A 914-nucleotide genomic window follows, 5' to 3' on the forward strand; every position below is an offset into this window, starting at 1 on the left:
AAAAGGAAAATTAATCCGACCCGCGTTCCCATTGAGGAGAAAGAAAGCTATCGCTGGCTGGAGAATTTACGACAGTCTACGGAGTTACTGCAATGCCCGGAACGATGCGTTCATATTGGTGACCGTGAGAGTGATATTTACGAGCTGTATTGCCTGGCATCGGAGTTAAATACACATTTTCTGGTCAGAACGTGCGTTAATCGCCTGGCTGAAAATTCCACCATGGAGGAAGAAATGAAAAACGTGTCCTCTGACCATCAGGGGCATCATAGGATCTTTCTTCGGGATGACCAGGAAGGAATCCGCGAAATAATACTGAATGTCAGATGGAAAACGCTCACATTACATCCTCCGATTGGTAAGGCAAAGCAGTATCCCGATCTACAGCTGACGGCACTTATCGCGACAGAACAATGTCCGGATAATGATACCAGGGTTGAGTGAAAATTACTGACTGACCTGCCAGTGACAAATCTGGCTGAGGCCAGGGAAAAGCTGGAATGGTATAGCCATCGCTGGAAAATAGAGACCTTCCATAAGGTTATGAAATCCGGTTGTCAGGCTGAACGTTCCAGGCTGGGTTCAGCAGAACGGCTGACAAATTTATTATGTTGTTACTGCATCCTGAGCTGGAAAATATTCTGGCTGACAATGCTAAGTCGGGAAATGCCCGCAGCACCGGTAGAACTTGCTTTCAGCGGCACAGAGATAAAAATACTGGATACGATGATCAAAGACACATCACAAGTTATGTCATCGCCTCCCCTGGAAAAATATACGATAAAACTAGCCCGATTAGGCGGATACACAGGGAATAAAAATAAGCATCCACCCGGTAATATTTTAATCTGGCGCGGCTTACGACGATTAAGCGAAATACAAACCGGATGGGAAATTGCTACCGGGAGATGTGG

General features: G+C 46.0%; 1 protein-coding gene and 1 pseudogene. Both read left to right on the forward strand.

What is annotated here, in order from left to right:
- Positions 1–444 (forward strand): annotated as a pseudogene (locus FCN80_RS26595) (IS4 family transposase); the annotation flags it as partial.
- Positions 445–465: 21 nt separating this feature from the next.
- Positions 466–914, forward strand: a 449-nt coding sequence (locus FCN80_RS26130) for a transposase (protein ID WP_170975545.1), incomplete at its 3' end; no start/stop codon positions are given.

It is taken from the genome of Martelella alba (assembly GCF_005217455.1).
Lineage (GTDB): Bacteria > Pseudomonadota > Gammaproteobacteria > Enterobacterales > Enterobacteriaceae > Acerihabitans.